This window comes from Halorubrum sp. SP3 (genome assembly GCF_005435195.1).
Classification (GTDB): Archaea; Halobacteriota; Halobacteria; order Halobacteriales; family Haloferacaceae; genus Halorubrum; species Halorubrum sodomense.
The window spans coordinates 1-221 of the sequence record NZ_SGTU01000763.1 but is presented as its reverse complement, the minus strand read 5'-3'; the positions used below and the strand labels follow the sequence as shown (position 1 = coordinate 221).

Below are 221 nucleotides of genomic sequence, written 5' to 3'. Positions count from 1 at the left end.
TGATTCACCAAGCCATGTGAACTCTTCTATGACACGCTCCTGCGAGCAAAACGCGCTCAAGAAGGCTCACAACGCCAGAATTGACGATGACGTCTACAACCAGCGGTCGATGAGTGAGACCGTGTTTGCGATGCTGAAGGACGACGGAGATGAGATACGCTCCCGGAGCTGGCATGGCCAGTTCCGGGAGCTCACACGGAAGTGCATCGTACATAACCTAA

1 protein-coding gene is annotated in these 221 nt (G+C 53.8%); it reads left to right on the top strand.

The window, feature by feature from the left end:
* Positions 1-221 (top strand): transposase (locus EXE42_RS18165; protein WP_137707151.1); only part of this gene is annotated, 221 nt, incomplete at both ends.